Annotated in this window: 8 protein-coding genes; all 8 read left to right on the forward strand. The window is 36.4% G+C overall.

Features of this window, described 5'->3' with window-relative positions:
• The first annotated feature begins 478 nt into the window (after positions 1 to 478).
• The 8 genes from FND99_RS05165 to FND99_RS05200 all read left to right on the forward strand — a co-directional run bounded on the left by FND99_RS05165 (position 479) and on the right by FND99_RS05200 (position 17,711).
• Positions 479 to 3,574, forward strand: coding sequence for a SusC/RagA family TonB-linked outer membrane protein (locus tag FND99_RS05165; protein WP_144336917.1), 3,096 nt, complete (start codon positions 479 to 481; stop codon positions 3,572 to 3,574).
• 12 nt (positions 3,575 to 3,586) lie between these two features.
• Positions 3,587 to 5,164, forward strand: a complete 1,578-nt coding sequence (locus tag FND99_RS05170; protein WP_144336918.1) for a RagB/SusD family nutrient uptake outer membrane protein — start codon at positions 3,587 to 3,589, stop codon at positions 5,162 to 5,164.
• 20 nt (positions 5,165 to 5,184) lie between these two features.
• The gene (locus FND99_RS05175) at positions 5,185 to 6,045 is read left to right on the forward strand and encodes a hypothetical protein (protein WP_144336919.1); all 861 of its coding nucleotides are present in this window, start codon (positions 5,185 to 5,187) and stop codon (positions 6,043 to 6,045) included.
• Positions 6,046 to 6,133: 88 nt separating this feature from the next.
• The gene (locus tag FND99_RS05180; RefSeq protein ID WP_144336920.1) at positions 6,134 to 8,623 is read left to right on the forward strand and encodes a glycoside hydrolase family 2 TIM barrel-domain containing protein; all 2,490 of its coding nucleotides are present in this window, start codon (positions 6,134 to 6,136) and stop codon (positions 8,621 to 8,623) included.
• A gap of 62 nt (positions 8,624 to 8,685) precedes the next feature.
• Positions 8,686 to 11,079: a glycoside hydrolase family 31 protein gene (locus FND99_RS05185; RefSeq protein WP_144336921.1), complete on the forward strand. Its 2,394-nt coding sequence runs from the start codon at positions 8,686 to 8,688 to the stop codon at positions 11,077 to 11,079.
• Positions 11,080 to 11,546: 467 nt separating this feature from the next.
• Positions 11,547 to 13,553, forward strand: coding sequence for a glycoside hydrolase family 97 protein (locus FND99_RS05190; protein WP_144336922.1), 2,007 nt, complete (start codon positions 11,547 to 11,549; stop codon positions 13,551 to 13,553).
• 264 nt (positions 13,554 to 13,817) lie between these two features.
• A complete protein-coding gene (locus FND99_RS05195) occupies positions 13,818 to 15,383 on the forward strand; it encodes a GH39 family glycosyl hydrolase (RefSeq protein ID WP_144336923.1) in 1,566 nt (521 codons plus the stop codon).
• Positions 15,384 to 15,485: 102 nt separating this feature from the next.
• The gene (locus FND99_RS05200) at positions 15,486 to 17,711 is read left to right on the forward strand and encodes a glycoside hydrolase family 3 C-terminal domain-containing protein (RefSeq protein ID WP_246074173.1); all 2,226 of its coding nucleotides are present in this window, start codon (positions 15,486 to 15,488) and stop codon (positions 17,709 to 17,711) included.
• Positions 17,712 to 17,726 lie beyond the last annotated feature (15 nt).

Consider the following 17,726-nt stretch of genomic DNA (forward strand, 5'->3'; position numbering starts at 1 on the left):
AATTAGGACAAATTAAACAAATAAAATGCATAACTGTCTGGGTTGATTATTGAATATTTTTTGAAGATGAAATTTCTGAATGTCAAAATATTACAGGTTTATCAAAAAAGTGTCTTTCTTATTTAAAACCTATTAAATAGTTGATGGCAAAAATTGCTCTTCGTTCTTTTTTTATCATTTAATAATTCATTTTAAACACTTTAGTTGTCGTATTGGCAAAAATGAGTTCTCATAAATCCGAATAGAAAAAAAATAAGCTTAATATTTTGCTAAAATAGAAAAAAAGTTTTACACTTGTAGTCAAATTTACCATAAGATAAGTTCAATTTGACTATAAGTTTTGAAATGAGCCTATTTTAAACGGAAAATGATCGAGAAAAAAGTTCATAAAATGAAGATTATGAACGATTACCAGTTTTGAAACTTACACTTTAATTACATATTACAACTAACTTAATTTAACCAATTCTTAATTATTATGAAAAGCAAAAATTGTATTAAAACGACAATGCTTCCGTTTTGTATGGCGCTGCTGCTTAGCGTGTTTACGATTCAGTCTGGTTTTGCTCAGGACCAGTCAAGATCAATAAGTGGAAATGTGACCTCGGCAGAGGATGGAATGGGAGTTCCCGGTGCTACTATTTTGGTACAAGGAACAAAAATCAGTACCGCAACTGATTTTGACGGAAACTACAAAATCGAGGCAAAAGCCGGAGACGTACTTGTAGTAAGTTTTATGGGATATAAAACACAAAAAGTTACAGTAGGAACACAAAAAACTGTCAATGTTTCTTTACAGGCTGAAACAGCAGAACTTAAAGAGATTGTTGTTATTGGATATGGAACGCAGAAGAAAAAAGTAAATACTGCAGCAACTTCAGTAGTGTCTGGAAAAGATATTCAGCAAGTTGCAACTTTAGATGTTGTAAATGCTTTGCAAGGTCAAGCATCTGGGGTTAGCGTTACTTCATCTTCTGGACAACCTGGCGCAAACATGGTCGTGAACATTCGTGGAGCAGGAACTGCTGGAAACAGTGATCCGCTTTATGTAGTTGATGGTGTTGTGGTTGATAACGGAATAGGATATTTAGATCCTTCTGTTATTGAAAGGATGGATGTATTGAAAGATGCTGCGGCTTCTTCAATTTATGGTGCAAGGGCGGCGAATGGTGTTATTTTGGTGACAACCAAAAAAGGAAAAGACGGGAAAATGAATGTTTCCCTAAATTCTTATACAGGTTTTCAGCAAGTTGCTAAAAAATTAGACTTGATGAATACGCAGGAATATACAACTATTATTAACGAAGCTCGCGTTAATTCAGGTTATACTCCTTTATACACACAGGCACAGGTTGCTAAATTGCCAAATCATGATTGGCAGGATGACTTGTTTAATGAAGGTGCAATGAAACAAAATCATTCGCTTTTAATTACTGGAGGTGACAGAAAATCTACAATTGCAACAGGATTGTCTTACTACGGGCAAGAAGGTATGATTGGCGGTACTGCAAATCAGTCGCAATATGATCGTGTAACTTTTAGTGTAAACTCAACTTCAGAGGTTATTGAAGATCACTTGAAAATTGGAGAAAATTTTACGTTAGCGAATATCAAAAGCAGCGGAATTGCTGATGACGGTATCTACAGCAACGGAATCAGAAGTTTCTTGAATGCGGCTCCGGTTGATGCAGCTTATGATGCAAATGGAGATTTTGCACATTCAATTATTTCTGCAGATGTTAGCAACCCTGTTGGATCATTATACTACAATAACTTCAACCAAACGAAATCAAACCGTTATGTTGGAAACATTTTTGCAGAATTAAAATTCTTAAAAAACTTCACTTTCAGAACTAGTTTTGGAGTTGATATGACCGACAGTAATTTCCGTTCGTTCAGACCAGTTTATTCGCTTTCATCAAATGATAATAACACGGTTTCAAGTGTAACACAAAGCGGAACTAAATCTATGGGATGGATTTTTGAAAATACGCTTCAGTATAAATTCACAGTAAGCCAAGCTCATAATTTTGATGTTTTAGTAGGTACTTCGGCTAAGAAAAATACATCAGATTATATGACAGCGACAGGTAAAAACTTGATTTTTGATGATTTTGAGCATGCTTATTTAGACAATGCAAAAGATCAAACTTCAAATACAGTTGGTGGAAATCGTACTGATTACGCGATTCAGTCTTATTTTGCTCGTTTGCTTTACGATTATAACAACAAATATTTATTCTCGGCAACAATTCGTCGTGATGGATCTTCAGAATTTGGTCCAAACAACAAATATGCAGTTTTCCCATCGTTCTCTGCAGGATGGAATGTTGATAAAGAAAGCTTTTTCCCAACTGAAAATAAAGTGTTGAATACTTTAAAAATTAGAGGAAGCTGGGGTCAAAACGGTAACGATCAATTTGCTAGAAAATTTGCTTATATGTCAACAGTAAATTCTACAGATAAGAGTTATCATTTTGGAACAGGAGACGAGACTTTGTTAGTAGGCTCAAGCCCAGATCAATTGGCAAACCGTGATTTGAAATGGGAAACTTCAGAACAATTAGATTTAGGTTTTGATGCCGTTTTGTTTTCTAACTTCAATTTGACTTTTGATTACTACGACAAGAAAACAAAAGATTGGTTGGTTTTAGCTTCTATCCCAACTTACGCTGGAGCAACTGCACCTTATATCAATGGTGGAGATGTGAGCAACAAAGGTTTCGAAATTACTTTGGGCTACCGCAAAACGTTTGCTAAAGACTGGAATTTTGGCATCAATGCAAACCTTTCTCATAATGAAAATAAAGTACTTCGAATTGCAAACAGCGAAGGAATTATTCACGGAGACTCAAACTTATTGTTTCAAGGTTTAGATGAGATGAACCGTGTTGAAGTAGGTCAGCCAATGGGTTATTTCTACGGATTAAAGACAGATGGAATTTTCCAAAATGCAGCTGAGGTTGCGGCAGGAGTGCAGCCAAATGCTTCTCCAGGAGATGTTCGCTTTGTGGACTTGAATCATGATGGAAAAATCGATGCAAATGATAAAACGAAAATTGGAAATCCAAATCCAGATTTCTCTTATGGCGTAAATATGGATCTTTCGTATAAAGCATTTGATTTCTCTATCAATACTTACGGAGTTTCAGGAAGCCAGAATGTTTTTGGAGTTCATGACGCAACTCGTGCGTACACAAACAATACAACTGAGATTTTAAACAGATGGACTACTGAAGGAACTTCAGACAGAATTCCGAGAGTAACTTACGGAACTGATCCAAACGGAAACTGGACTAGATTCTCAGATTTATATGTTCAAAATGCTGATTTCTTCAGAATTAAAAATGCAACAATTGGGTGCGATTTGACAAAATTGACAAGCAAATTGCATTTCTTCAGCAAATTCAGATTGTATGTAGCAGGAAACAACATTTACACCTTTACAAAATACAAAGGAATGGATCCTGAAATTGGTTTTGGAAACGTGAACCAGACTTGGGCTAAAGGAATTGATGTTGGATATTATCCGCAGCCAAGAACATACATGATGGGTCTTAATGTTAACTTTTAATTTATGAAAACGATGAAAACATATATAAAATTATTTGCCCTTTCAAGCTTGTTTATTTTAGGAGCTTGTTCGGAGAATTTTTTAGAAACAGAACCTTATACACAAAAAGTAACCGATAACTTTTACAAAACTCCAGCTGATGCTTTTCAGGGATTGGTTGCGGTTTATGATGTGTTGCAGCGCGAAGCATACGGCGGACCTTTATTAATTAGTGAAGAAGCTTCAGATGATTGCTTTGGAGGATTTGGTATTGCCGATGGTCAGGCAGATTTAGAATGGGACCGTTTTTTATACGTTTCTGATAAAGACATGAATAAAGATGTTTGGTCAAATGCATATTTAGGAATTTACAGAGCTAATATTTTATTAGAAAATCTGGATAAAATTAACTGGGGAACTGACACGGCTTTAAAAACTAGATACGAAGCAGAAGCTCGTTTTTTAAGAGCGCATTTCCATTTTACAGCTGCTAAAATGTTTGGTGATATTATTCCACTTGATCATACTATTACGTCAAGCGAATTTACATTGCCAAGACAAGCGCCAGAAGTTACGTATGCTTTAATCGCTAATGACTTAAAATTTGCAGCAGATAATCTAGGGCCTGAAAATTACTCTCAAAAAGGAAATGCAAACTTCGGGCGCATTACAAAATGGGCAGCTGAAGCATATTTGGCTAGAACGTTTTTATTCTACACAGGAGTTTATGGCAAACAAGATTTGGCTGGAGTTGTGACAAAAGCGCAGGCTGTAGCCTATATCAATGATGCAGTAAACAACAGCGGACACAATTTAGTTCCTGATTTTGCTAATCTTTGGCTTGCAGCTTCTTTTGAAAATTTTGCCGGTGAAGATAATACTGAAATGGTTTGGGCGGTTCGTTTCAACGGTTCAGGAAAAGGAAACTGGGATCTTCACGAAGGAAACCGTTTTCAGGTTAACATTGCGCCACGTGGCGGTGCTATCGGAAAATATGCATCTGGATGGGGAGGAGCAACTGTGAACTCAAAATTAGTAAACACTTATGCTGCTGGTGATACAAGAAAAGCAGCTTCATTTATTGATTTCGTTGGCGAAGGATTGAATTTTGATGCCGAAGCTAGAGAACAACGTCAATATACAGGATATTCTTGGAAAAAATATTGCCCAATTACAAATGCAGCTGGAACAAGTGTTGTAGAAGCAAACGGTGGAAATTTCCAAATTGACAACTACCAAGATTATGCAATCATTCGTTTTGCCGATGTATTGCTTATGGGAGCTGAGCTGAATTTAGATACAAACCCTGCAATTGCTCAAGCCGACTTGGATAGAGTTCGTGACCGTGCTTTCAAAAATACATCTAATCGTAAAACAGTAAGCAAACCAGTAATTATGGAAGAGCGTCAGTTAGAATTGGCACTTGAAGGACAGCGTTATTTCGATTTATTGAGACAAGGAATGACTGAGACTAAAAAAGCAATTGACAATACAACTGGAGGTTCTCAGTTTGCAGTGACTTTTAGAACAGAGACTTTGGGCTGGTTCCCATTGCCGCAATCTCAGATTATACTTTCAAATGGTACAATTTCTCAAAATCCAGGTTGGTAATTAATTAAAAAACAATGATTATGAAACGTATACTATATATAATATTCGCTGCAGTAACCATAAGCTCACTTTTATTTTCATGTGAGGCTGTTGAAGATCGTGAGACTTTGCCTGCAGTAACTTTAACGCCGTCAACTCTTAAGTTTTCGGTGACGCAGAATCCTTCAAACAAAAACCAAATTACTTTAAAAAGTGATGATCCAACTGTAATTCCATACTGGAAATATGTTGATGCAAGCGGCAACGAATTAGGACATTCAAACAAAAGCAGCGACAATGTTGTGCTTCCTTTTGCTGGAAAATACACGGTTTATTTTACGGCTCTTACTCGTGGTGGCTCTGTAGATGGAGCTCCTGTAACCGTAACAGTTGACGAGAATGATGAAACGTACTTTAAAGATCCAAAATGGGAAATGCTGACAAACGGCGTAGCCGGAAAAACTTGGATTTTAGATATGGATAGTCCTGTGGGATGGGCTGGTTTAGATTATCCTGGTGCATCAGGCGACAACTGGAACTGGTTTCCTGATTACGCTGGCAATTCATGGGTAATGGCAAATAAAAACTGGGGCGAAATGTCTTTTAATTTAAATGGCGGATACAATACTTCTGTTACCCAAACTGCTATTTCAAGCAATGTTCAAACTACTAAAAAAGGAACTTACGGTTTAGATCTAATCAACAATAAAATAACTTTTAACGGAGGGCCAGAAATGCTTTATGGCGGTGATTATTATTTAGACTGCAGCAACTGGATTACGGTAAAACTTGTTGAATTAACTCCAACGTCATTGCGTTTGGCAGTTATTAGAGATAAGAGCCGTACTGGTGAAGGTGTTTGTTTAATTGTTTTTCATTACAAACCAAAGCCTAATCTTTAAATATATGAAACTAACCGGTAGGTGATTGATACAGTCACCTGCTGGTATGTTTATATTTGTTTTTCAAAAACTGTAAAATCATATCAAAATGAAAAATAAAAGAAAATATTTAGGCAGCCGACTGACAGTAGTAATGCTGGCAGTAATTACATTATTTACTTCATGCAATAAAAACGACGAGGCTTTCAGTAGCCGAAAAGTTTCTTTTAATTCAGATTGGAGTTTTCATCTTAATGACAGCATTGTTGACAAAGATACTATTGGAGCAGCAACAAAATGGCGAACGTTAAATGTTCCTCATGATTGGAGCATCGAAGGAAAATTTGACGAAAAAAGTCCGGCAGGATATGGTGGAGGGTCATTAAATGGCGGTTTAGGCTGGTACAAAAAAACGTTCAAAGTTGCGGCGGAAGACAGCACGAAAATAACTTCAATCACTTTTGATGGCGTTTACAAAAACAGCGAAGTCTGGGTAAACGGACATTATTTAGGAAAACGTCCAAACGGATACATCGGTTTTCAATATCAAATTTCTCAGTATTTAAATTATGGAGAAAAAAACAACGAAATAATTGTTAAGGTTGACAATTCAAAACAACCCAATTCACGCTGGTATTCTGGTTCAGGAATTTTTAGAAATGTTTGGCTTGAAACTACAGATAAATTGCACGTTGCAGAATGGGGAACGTATGTGACAACGCCAAAAGTTACGACTGAAAAAGCAGCTGTTAGTATTGAAACGACTATTCAAAATCAAAACAAAGAAGCTAAAAAAGCAACGGTAACAACGACAATTTTTAAAGAAGATAAGAAAGTTGCAACCGAAATAGAGAATATTACCATTAATGCCAATGCAAGCCAAACTTTGAAACAATTGGCGGAAGTTGAAAATCCGATTTTATGGTCAGATGAAAAACCAGAATTGTACACGGCAGTTACGGAAATTTCGCTTGACGATAAAATTGTAGATCAATACAAAACGACTTTCGGAATCAGAGATTTTAAATTTGACTTAGACAAAGGTTTTATTTTAAACGGAAAACAAGTTAAAATTAAAGGTGTTTGTATGCACCATGATTTAGGGCCATTAGGATCTGCAATCAATACTCGTGCAATTGAACGCCAACTTGAAATTTTAAAAGAAATGGGCGTAAACGGAATCAGAACTTCTCATAATCCTCCCGCTCCAGAACTCTTAGAACTTTGCGACAAAATGGGTTTTATTGTTATGGATGAAGCTTTTGATATGTGGAAAACCAATAAAACAAAATACGATTACGCAAACGACTGGGAAAAATGGCATAAAAAAGATTTGACAGATCAATTGCTTCGCGATCGTAATCACGCAAGTATTTTTATTTGGAGCATCGGAAATGAAATTCCAGATCAATGGAGTGAAACCGGGGTACAAATTGCAAAAGAATTAGCCGGAATTGTGCGTTCGATTGATAAAACGCGACCACTAACGGCAGCTATGAATCCTCCAGTTAATATGAATATTGACGAGGTGACATTGCAATTTGAAAAGAAAAATGTTCAAATCAATCCAATCGCGGCATCTGGAGTTTTAGATTTGATCGGGTACAATTATGCACATCAGACGTATGAGCATCATAAAGAAAATTTCCCAAACAAAGCTTTTATTGCAACCGAAACTACTTCAGGTTTAGAGACACGCGGTTATTATGACAATGTTTCGGATGTTGTAAAAAAATGGCCAGTTAGATGGGATCTTAAATTTACAGATGGAAATCCGGGAAATACTGTTTCGGCTTACGATCAAGTTCAAGCGCCTTGGGGCTCAACACATGAAGCAACGTGGAAAGTGGTTAAAAAACACGATTATCTTTCTGGAATGTACATTTGGACAGGCTTCGATTATATCGGAGAACCAACTCCGTATGAATGGCCGTCAGTGAGTTCGTATTTCGGAATTGTAGATTTAGCCGGTTTCCCAAAAGATGTTTATTATATGTACCAAAGTGAATGGACAGACAAAACCGTGCTTCATATTTTCCCGCATTGGAACTGGAAAGCGGGACAAACTGTTGACGTTTGGGCATATTATAATAAAGCTGATGAAGTTGAACTTTTCTTAAACGGAAAATCGGTCGGAATCAGAAGTAAAAAAGGTGATGATTTGCATGTAATGTGGAGAATTCCGTATCAGCCAGGAACGCTAAAAGCAATTTCTCGTAAAAACGGAAAAACAGTTTTAGAAACCGAAATCAAAACAGCCGGAAATCCAGAAAATCTAAAATTAACTACAGACAGAAGCACCATCAAAGCAGATGGAAATGATTTGTCATTTGTAACTGTAGATATTTTGGATGCCAACGGAACTTTGGCTCCAAATGCAAACAACGAAATCAATTTTTCATTAAAAGGAAACGGAAAAATAGTTGGCGTTTGCAGCGGCGATCCGGTAAGTCATGAATCGTACAAAGGTTCGAAACATACGGCATTAAACGGAAAATGTTTAGTGATTGTGCAATCGAGTGCAAAATCAGGAAGATTAGAATTGACTGCAAAAGCAAACGGATTAAAATCTGCAACAATAGTAATTACAACAGAATAATAAGTTTCGTCCTGCAAGGTTTTTCAAACCTTGTAGGACGAGCTAATAAATAAAAACACACAATGAAAAAAATACAAATAGCGTCCTTGTCTTTATTTGCGAGTTTGCTGCTTTCGCCAAAAGTGTCGGCACAAATTCAAAATGCAGATGTACTTAACGCTCCAATAGACATCAGCAAAGATTTTCAGAATTATCTGAACACGTTTTATTTTGCTGATGAATTGGCTTCTTTTGATCCTGCAACAGGAAAAGGAACTATAAAATATTTGAGATACAATTATAAAACACGTCAGGCTTTCAACAACATGATGATGAAACCTGATGTGGAAAAAGCAAATGAATTCCCAACAACGGAATATGAGGAATCTCCAGTATTGCCATTCGAAATTCAGTTTGTTTCTGACCGAACAATCCGAATCAAAACCACTTCTGGACCGCAGTTTCATCCGCAGGCAACTTCTTTAATGTTGGTTGACGGAACAGCTCCAAATCACCCAGAATTATGGAAATATTCTAAAATCGAAGGAGGTCACTGTTATACAAGTAAACACGGAAGAGTCGAAATTTTGACAAAACCTTGGCACGTAAAAATCTACGATGAAAACGGAAAATTATTGACAAGCACGCTTCACGATACTGATTTCAAAAACACCTATACGCCAACACTTCCATTCTCATATGTTCGTAGAAACAGCGATTATTCAAGAAGTATGGGCGCGGCGTTTAGTTTAGAGCCAGATGAAAAAATATTTGGTTGTGGAGAATCATTCACGCAATTCAACAAACGCGGACAAAAAGTAGTTTTATGGACGGATGACGCAAATGGAATCCAAAATGAAACCATGTACAAACCAATTCCGTTTTACATGAGCAGCCGTGGTTATGGTGTTTTCATGCATCATTCAACACCAATTACAGTTGACTTTGGTAGATATTTTGGAAGTGCCAACGAAATGTACATTGGAGATGATGAAGCCGATCTGTTTTTCTTCATTGGAGAGCCAAAAGATATTTTAGACCAATACACGAATTTGACTGGAAAAGCTGCAATGCCACCACTTTGGTCATTCGGATTTTGGATGAGCCGAATCACTTATTTTTCTGAAAAAGAAGGTCGTGAAGTAGCAAGAGATTTGCGTAAATACAAAATCCCAACTGATGTTATTCACTTCGATACGGGCTGGTTTGATGTCGATTGGAGAAACAATTATGAGTTTGCTAAATCTCGTTTTCCAGATGCCACAAAAATGATGTCTGATTTGAAAGACGATGGTTTCCATGTGTGTCTATGGCAATTGCCTTATTTCACGCCAAAGAATACTTTGTTTCCTGAAATTATGGACAAAAACTTGGCAGTTAGAGACAGAAAAGGAAATCTTCCTTATGAAGATGCGGTTTTGGATTTCTCAAATCCTGAAACGGTAACGTGGTATCAAGCAAAATTGAAAAAATTATTTGATGAAGGCGTTTCAGTTTTCAAAGTTGATTTTGGAGAAGCTGCTCCGCCAGATGGAATTTATCATTCGGGAAGAACTGGTTTCTACGAACATAATTTATATCCATTAAGATACAATAAGGCTGTTGCCGAAATTACTCAAAAAGAAAAAGGCTACACTTTAATTTGGGCAAGAAGCACTTGGGCAGGATCACAGCGTTACCCATTACATTGGGGTGGTGATGCTGAGACGTCAAACGGCGCAATGTCAGCAGAATTGCGTGGCGGACTTTCATTAGGCCTTAGCGGATTCAGTTTCTGGAGCCATGACGTTGGAGGATTTGCAACAAAATCACCAGAGAATTTATACAGAAGATGGGCGCCTTTCGGAATGTTCACTTCACACGTAAGAAGCCACGGAGAGCCTCCGCGCGAACCTTGGTTGTACAGTAAAGATTTTTTGGAAGGTTTTAGAAAAGCTGATAATATGCGTTACGAATTAATGCCATATATCTACGCTCAAGCAAAAGAAAGCTCTCAAAAAGGTTTGCCAATGATGCGCGCTCTTTTTGTAGAATATCCAAATGATCCGGGAGCTTGGCTGGTTGATAACGAATATTTATTTGGTTCAAGTATGTTGGTTGCACCACTTTTTGAAGAAGTGACCGAAAGAGACGTTTATCTTCCAGAAGGAACTTGGATCGATTACCAAACTAAGAAAGTGTACCAATCTGGCTGGCATAAAATCAAAGCGGGCGAAGTGCCAATCGTAGTTTTGATAAAAGATGGAACTGCAATTCCGCATATTGGATTAGCGCAGTCTACAAAAGATATGGATTGGAGCAAATTGACATTAAAAGTTTTTGCAAGCGATAAAACCACTTCGGCGACAGCCAAAGTATTCTTGCCAAATGACAGTTCGGTTCAAGAAATAAAAGTGAATAAAAACGGAAACAATTTTGATGTTACCGCAAATCCATTAAACGGAAAAACCACTTTTAAAACGGAATGGGTTAAATAAGTTACGAGAATTTTTAAACACATAGAAACATAGGTTTTTTTATTCTTGAAAAGAAGACAAAAAAGAAACTCGTTTCTTCACATATAGAAATTATGCTGTATATGTTTTATCCCAGAGGGATTTTATATCGGTAGAAAAGAAATATTACACATTATAATTTGTCCCGTTAGGGACTAAACGAAATTAAAAATATGTAGTCCCTGACGGGACACTGAAAAATGAACATTTCTTTTCTACCGATATAAAATCTCTACGAGATAAGTAAGGTATGAAAATGTAAAGATTCAAATTCAGCTATGTTTTTTTTAAACAAGTGAAACGCCTTTTTATAAGTTCAGTAAATCTATGTTTCTATGTGTTTAAAAAAGTCACGCACAATATTAAAAATAAGTTTTTGTTGAGTTTCTAAATCGGGTGAAAACCTCTTTTTTGCCCGATTTATTAAAAAATGAATTAAGAAAATGAACATGAAAAAACACCTGATTCTTCCCGCTTTATTGCTTTCGGTTTCGATTGGATACAGCCAGAAAAACAAAAATGCTTACGAATTGGCATCACCAAACGGACAGAATAAAATCAAATTTGAGCTCGTAAAAAACGCACCAAAATATGCTGTTTCTCACGGAAAAACCGAAGTGATTTCTCCGTCAGAAATGGGATTTGTGCTGAAAGGAAATGAAGATTTGAGTTCGAATTTTGAAATTAAAGGAGCTAAAACTTCGACGTTTGATGAAACTTGGGAACAAGTTTGGGGAGAAAAGAAAAATATCAGAAATCACTACAATCAATTGGTAGTCGATTTACAGCAAAAAACGGGAAACAAAAGAAAATTACAAATTCAGTTTCGCGCTTTCGACGACGGAGTTGCTTTTAGATATGTTTATCCAAAACAAAATGTAAAAGACAGTATTTTCATCATGGATGAAAAAACGACTTTCAACTTAAAAGAAGATGGAAAAGCTTGGTGGATTCCGGCAAACAGAGAAAACCGCGACGAATATCTTTTTAAAGATGCGCCGGTAAGTACGTTGGATACGGTTTTAACGCCACTTACAATCGAAAGCAAAAGCGGATTAGCATTAAGTTTTCACGAGGCAAATTTGGTTGATTTTGCAAGTATGACTCTGGTAAATACCAAGGGAACAGAATTAAAATCAGATTTAGTGCCCTGGGCAGATGGTGTAAAAGTTCGTGTGAAAGATTCGTTTACTTCTTCTTGGAGAACGATTCAAATTGGAGAAAATCCAGGAGAATTGATTACTTCTTATTTGGTTTTAAACTTGAACGAACCAAACAAATTAAAAAATACAAATTCGTATTTTAGACCCTATAAATATTTAGGAATTTGGTGGGGAATGCACATTGGGAAATATACTTTCTGGGAAAGCGACAAACAAGGTGCAACCACAAAACATGCCGAAGAATATATTGATTTTACAGAAAAAGAAGGTTTCAATCATTTATTGATCGAAGGCTGGAATAAAGGTTGGACGCCTGCGTGGTATGAAAATAAAATGCACATGTTCAGTTTCACAAAAAATGCAGACAATTTCGATTTAGAAAAAGTGGTTGAATACGGAAAGAAGCATAATGTTGAGTTAATTGGTTATCATGAAACGGGTTCGAACTTAATCAACTATTTGAAACAAGTTGACGAAGCATTTGCTTTATACAAAAAACTAGGAATCCACACGGTGAAAATTGGTCACGTAGGTTCTAAATTAAACATGAAACAAATGCACTTCGGACAATTTGGAGTAAATTATTTCAGATATATTTTAGAAAAAGCGGCACAATATGATTTGGCTGTTGTATACCATGAATCAATAAAAGATACGGGCGAAAGAAGAACTTTTCCAAATATGGTTTCGAGAGAAGCGGCGCGTGGACAAGAATATAACGCTTGGAGCGAAGGAAATCCGCCAAATCACTTGACGATTATTCCGTTTACAAGATTGCTTTCTGGTCCAATGGATTTCACGCCTGGAATTTTTGATGTTGAGGTAAAACAAGGTTATCCTGGAAAAAGAGTTCAGGGAACAGTTGGCCAGCAATTGGCTTTATATGTAACGATTTATGCGCCAATTCAAATGCTTGCTGATCTTCCTGAAAACTACGAAGGAAAACCGGCATTGCAATTCTTAAAAGATGTTCCGACAGATTGGGAAGACACTAAAATCTTAGAAGGAAAAATTGGCGAATACATTACAACTGCTAGAAAAGACAGAAACAGCGCCGATTGGTATTTAGGAACTTTGACAAATGAAAAACCAAGAAACGTAGAAGTTTCGTTATCATTCTTAGATCCAAATGCGACCTACGAAGCACAGATTTATGTAGATGCAGAAGGAACAGATCAAACACATAATCCAGAAGCAGTTGCAATTTCTAAGAAAACAGTAAAAGCGTCAGATAAATTACAGTTGAAATTAGGCGGAGCTGGAGGTGGAGCAGTGAGATTTAAAAAATTGTAATGTAAGTGAGAAGTTAAAAGTTAAATGTTAGATGTTAAACCCGACAGGTTTTAAAAACCTGTCGGGTTTACTAAACGAAATGATTGGCCATAATTTGTAGAGACGCATTTCAATGCGTCTAACATATAGTTGGGCAATAAAATATTTAGCCACAGATTAAAAGGATTAAAAAGATTTAAATCAGTATGATATAAATCAGCAAGAGAAAAAAAACCTTTTGAATTCTTTAATCTGTGGCAAAAAAATAAACAAAACCATTTTCAGATGAAAAAACTTTTAATATTAGCAGGTGTTTTATTTAGTTCAATCTATTCGTTTGGGCAAACTGAAAACCGAATCATAAAAGTTGATTATAAAAAAGAAGCAGGAAAATTAAACACCATGTTTAAAGAATGCATCGGTGCCGGAAGAGCAAATGAAGGTTTGAGAGCCGACTGGCAACAACAATTGGCATTGGTGAAAAAAGAATGCGATTTTAAATACATCCGTTTTCATGGTTTATTGTCTGATGATATGGGCGTTTACAGAGAAGATTCAAAAGGAAATCCGGAATACAATTACCAATATGTAGATGTTTTGTTTGATTATATTGTGAGTCTGAAAATGAAACCATTTGTTGAATTAGGTTTTATGCCGAATGCTTTAGCAAGCGGAAAAGAAACGATTTTTTGGTGGCGCGGCAACGTAACGCCTCCAAAAGATTATAAAAAATGGGAAGATTTAGTTCGAAATTTAACCCAGCATTTCAAGGAACGTTATGGAGATGAAGAAGTAAAAACTTGGTATTTTGAGGTTTGGAATGAACCGAATTTATCGCCAGGTTTTTGGACAGGAACGCAAGCCGAATATTTTAAATTATACGATTATGCAGCACGTGGAATAAAAGCCGTGAATCCTGCGTACAAAGTGGGAGGACCAGCGACGGCAGGATCTGGTTGGGTTTCTGAAACTATTGATTTTTGTGCTAAAAATAATGTTCCAATGGATTTTGTTTCAACACATACGTATGGTGTAAAACAAGGATATTTGGACGAATTTGGAACTTCGGGAACGGTTTTAAATCAGGATGAATGGAGCGTGAGTGGTGAAATTATAAACTCTCGAAAATTAATTACAAACTCAGCTAAACCAAATCTAGAATTGCATTACACCGAATGGAGTTCATCCTACACACCGGCAGATCCAATTCACGACAGTTATCATTCGGCGGCGTATATTCTGCAAAAATTAAAACAAGTTGGCAATGCTGCAAACTCCATGTCGTATTGGGTTTTTACGGATATTTTTGAAGAACCAGGACCAAGATTCACGCCTTTTCACGGCGGTTTCGGATTATTGAATACGCAGGGAATTAAAAAACCAGCTTATTTCTCTTATGCTTTTTTGAATAAATTGGGCGAAACAGAACTTCAAAATTCAGATAAAACTTCTTGGACAACAAAGAATGCAAAAGGCGATGTGCAAATTTTGTTTTGGGATTTTACCAATACACATCCGGGAGATAAAGTTTGGAATCAGACTTATTATGTTCAAGATCTTCCATCGAAAGAAAAAGGAAAAGTGAAAATTGAAGTTGGCGGACTGCAAAAAGGGAAATACATTTTGGAAATTTACAAAGTGGGTTACAAAGTAAATGACGCTTACGCAGATTATTTAACTTTGAACAAACCAAGTCAGTTAACACGTGAGCAGGTTAATTTGATAAAAGAGAAAAATAACGGCGCGCCAATTTCGACAGAAAAAATTACAATTGATGCGAAAGGGATTTTTAATAAAGAAATTAAAATCAATGAAAATGATGTTGTTTTTTTAAATTTAGCCCGAGAATAAAATAAAAACCACAAACATATATTAACATGGTTTAAAGAGACTTTGTGAGGAATAGCATCTTTAAATCTAAAAAAAACCATCTAACTATCTATGAAAAACAAAATGATATACCTATCGGCCGCTTTGGCTTTTGTATTGTTTGCTTCTTGTAAAAATGATGCAAAAACAACTACTTCAGAAAACGCACAAACCGAAGAATATAAAGGAAAAGAAATTGGCTCAGAACACGATGCTGAAATCGATAAATTAGTTTCTCAAATGACACTTGAGGAAAAAATTGGAATGCTTCACGGAAACAGCATGTTTAGTACGGGAGCTGTAGAACGTTTAGGTATTCCAGAATTAAAAATGGCCGACGGACCGCTTGGAGTTCGTGAGGAAATTTCAAGAGACAGCTGGGCGCCAGCCGGATTGACAAATGATTTTGCAACCTATTATCCTGCAGGAGGCGGTTTGGCTGCAACTTGGAATGCCGAAATGGCGCATACTTTTGGGAATAGTTTAGGAGAAGAATTACGCGCCAGAGATAAAGACATGTTGCTTTCGCCAGCAATTAATATGGTTAGAACGCCACTTGGAGGAAGAACATATGAATACATGTCTGAAGATCCATTTTTGAATAAAAAAATCGCCGTGCCTTTGATTGTTGGTTTGCAGGAAAAAGATGTGATGGCGTGTGTAAAACATTATGCGGCAAATAATCAGGAAACAAATCGTGATTTTGTTGATGTTCAAATGGATGAGCGTACACTTCGCGAAATTTACCTTCCTGCGTTTGAAGCGGCGGTAAAAGAAGCAAAATCGTATGCTATAATGGGCGCTTATAATAAATTTAGAGGCGAATATTTATGTGAAAACGATTATATGCTGAATAAAATCCTTCGTGACGAATGGGGATTTAAAGGTATTGTAGTGTCAGATTGGGCTGCGGTTCATTCAACAGTAAAATCTCTAAAAAGCGGATTAGATGTTGAAATGGGAACTCCAAAACCATTTAATGAATTTTTCTTGGCAGATAAATTAATTGCTGCTGTTAAAGCCGGAGAAATTTCAGAAAGCGAAATTGATCTGCATGTAAAACGTATTTTAAGAGCGTTGTTCCAAGTAAAAGCAATGGGCGCAAAAGATCGTACAAAAGGAAGTATTGCGACAGAAGCACATTATCAAGATGCCTACAAAATTGCGACAGAAGATATTGTATTATTGAAAAATGACAACAATGCGTTGCCTTTAAAGGTGGACGCAATTAAATCGATTGCCGTAATTGGAAACAATGCCATGAAGAAAAATTCTCTTGGAGGATTTGGTGCCGGAGTAAAAACGAAAAGAGAAGTTACGCCACTTGAAGGTCTAAAAAACAGATTGCCATCTTCTATAAAAATCAATTATGCCGAAGGTTATTTAGAGCGTTACGACGAAAAAAATAAAGGAAAATTAGGTGACATTACATTAAATGGTCCTGTAACTATTGACGAATTAGATCCAGGAAAAGTTCAAGAAGCTGTTGATGCGGCTAAAAAGTCTGATGTTGCGGTGATTTTTGCAGGTTCAAATCGTGATTACGAAACGGAAGCTTCTGACAGAAGAGATTTGCATTTGCCTTTTGGACAAGAAGAATTAATCAAAAAAGTATTAGCAGTAAATCCAAGAACTATCGTTGTATTTGTTGCCGGAGCGCCTTTTGATATTGACGAAATCACTAAAAAATCGCCTGCTGTAGTTTGGAGCTGGTTCAATGGTTCTGAAGGTGGAAATGCTTTGGCCGATGTATTGCTTGGAAAAATAAATCCGTCAGGAAAATTGCCTTGGACAATGCCTAAAAATATTATGGATTCGCCTGCGCACGCTACAAAAAGTTTCCCAGGAGGAAAATCGGTTAATTATGCTGAAGGAATTTTGATTGGCTACCGTTGGTTTGATACTAAAAACATTACGCCATTATTTCCTTTTGGTTACGGACTTTCATATACGACTTTCGCTATCGAAAATAGTAAAACCGATAAAACTTCATATTCTGCAAATGATGTAATTACAGTTTCTGCGGAAGTAAAAAACATCGGAAAAGTAGACGGAAAAGAAGTTGTTCAAGTGTACTCTTCTAAAGGAGATTCTAAAGTAACTCGTGCTTCAAAAGAGTTGAAAGGTTTCAAAAAAGTATTGGTAAAATCGGGAAGTTCAGAAACGGTTAGCATTCAAATTCCAGTAAAAGAATTGGCTTATTATGATGTTTCTGCTAAAAAATGGACGGTTGAACCAGGAAAATATACGCTAAAAATTGGAACTTCTTCAAGAGATATTAAGAAAGAAATTCAAGTAACAGTTAAATAAAACTTGTTATGCAAT

The sequence above is a fragment of the Flavobacterium daemonense genome (genome assembly GCF_007341385.1).
Classification (GTDB): Bacteria; Bacteroidota; Bacteroidia; order Flavobacteriales; family Flavobacteriaceae; genus Flavobacterium; species Flavobacterium daemonense.

Bases quoted from the DNA above. Each gene is read 5' to 3' on its own strand.
- FND99_RS05170 (WP_144336918.1), top strand. From the start codon at position 3,587: ATGAAAACATATATAAAATTATTTGCCCTTTCAAGCTTGTTTATTTTA.
- FND99_RS05185 (WP_144336921.1), top strand. From the start codon at position 8,686: ATGAAAAAAATACAAATAGCGTCCTTGTCTTTATTTGCGAGTTTGCTG.
- FND99_RS05200 (WP_246074173.1), top strand. From the start codon at position 15,486: ATGATATACCTATCGGCCGCTTTGGCTTTTGTATTGTTTGCTTCTTGT.
- FND99_RS05180 (WP_144336920.1), top strand. From the start codon at position 6,134: ATGAAAAATAAAAGAAAATATTTAGGCAGCCGACTGACAGTAGTAATG.
- FND99_RS05175 (WP_144336919.1), top strand. From the start codon at position 5,185: ATGAAACGTATACTATATATAATATTCGCTGCAGTAACCATAAGCTCA.
- FND99_RS05165 (WP_144336917.1), top strand. From the start codon at position 479: ATGAAAAGCAAAAATTGTATTAAAACGACAATGCTTCCGTTTTGTATG.
- FND99_RS05195 (WP_144336923.1), top strand. From the start codon at position 13,818: ATGAAAAAACTTTTAATATTAGCAGGTGTTTTATTTAGTTCAATCTAT.
- FND99_RS05190 (WP_144336922.1), top strand. From the start codon at position 11,547: ATGAAAAAACACCTGATTCTTCCCGCTTTATTGCTTTCGGTTTCGATT.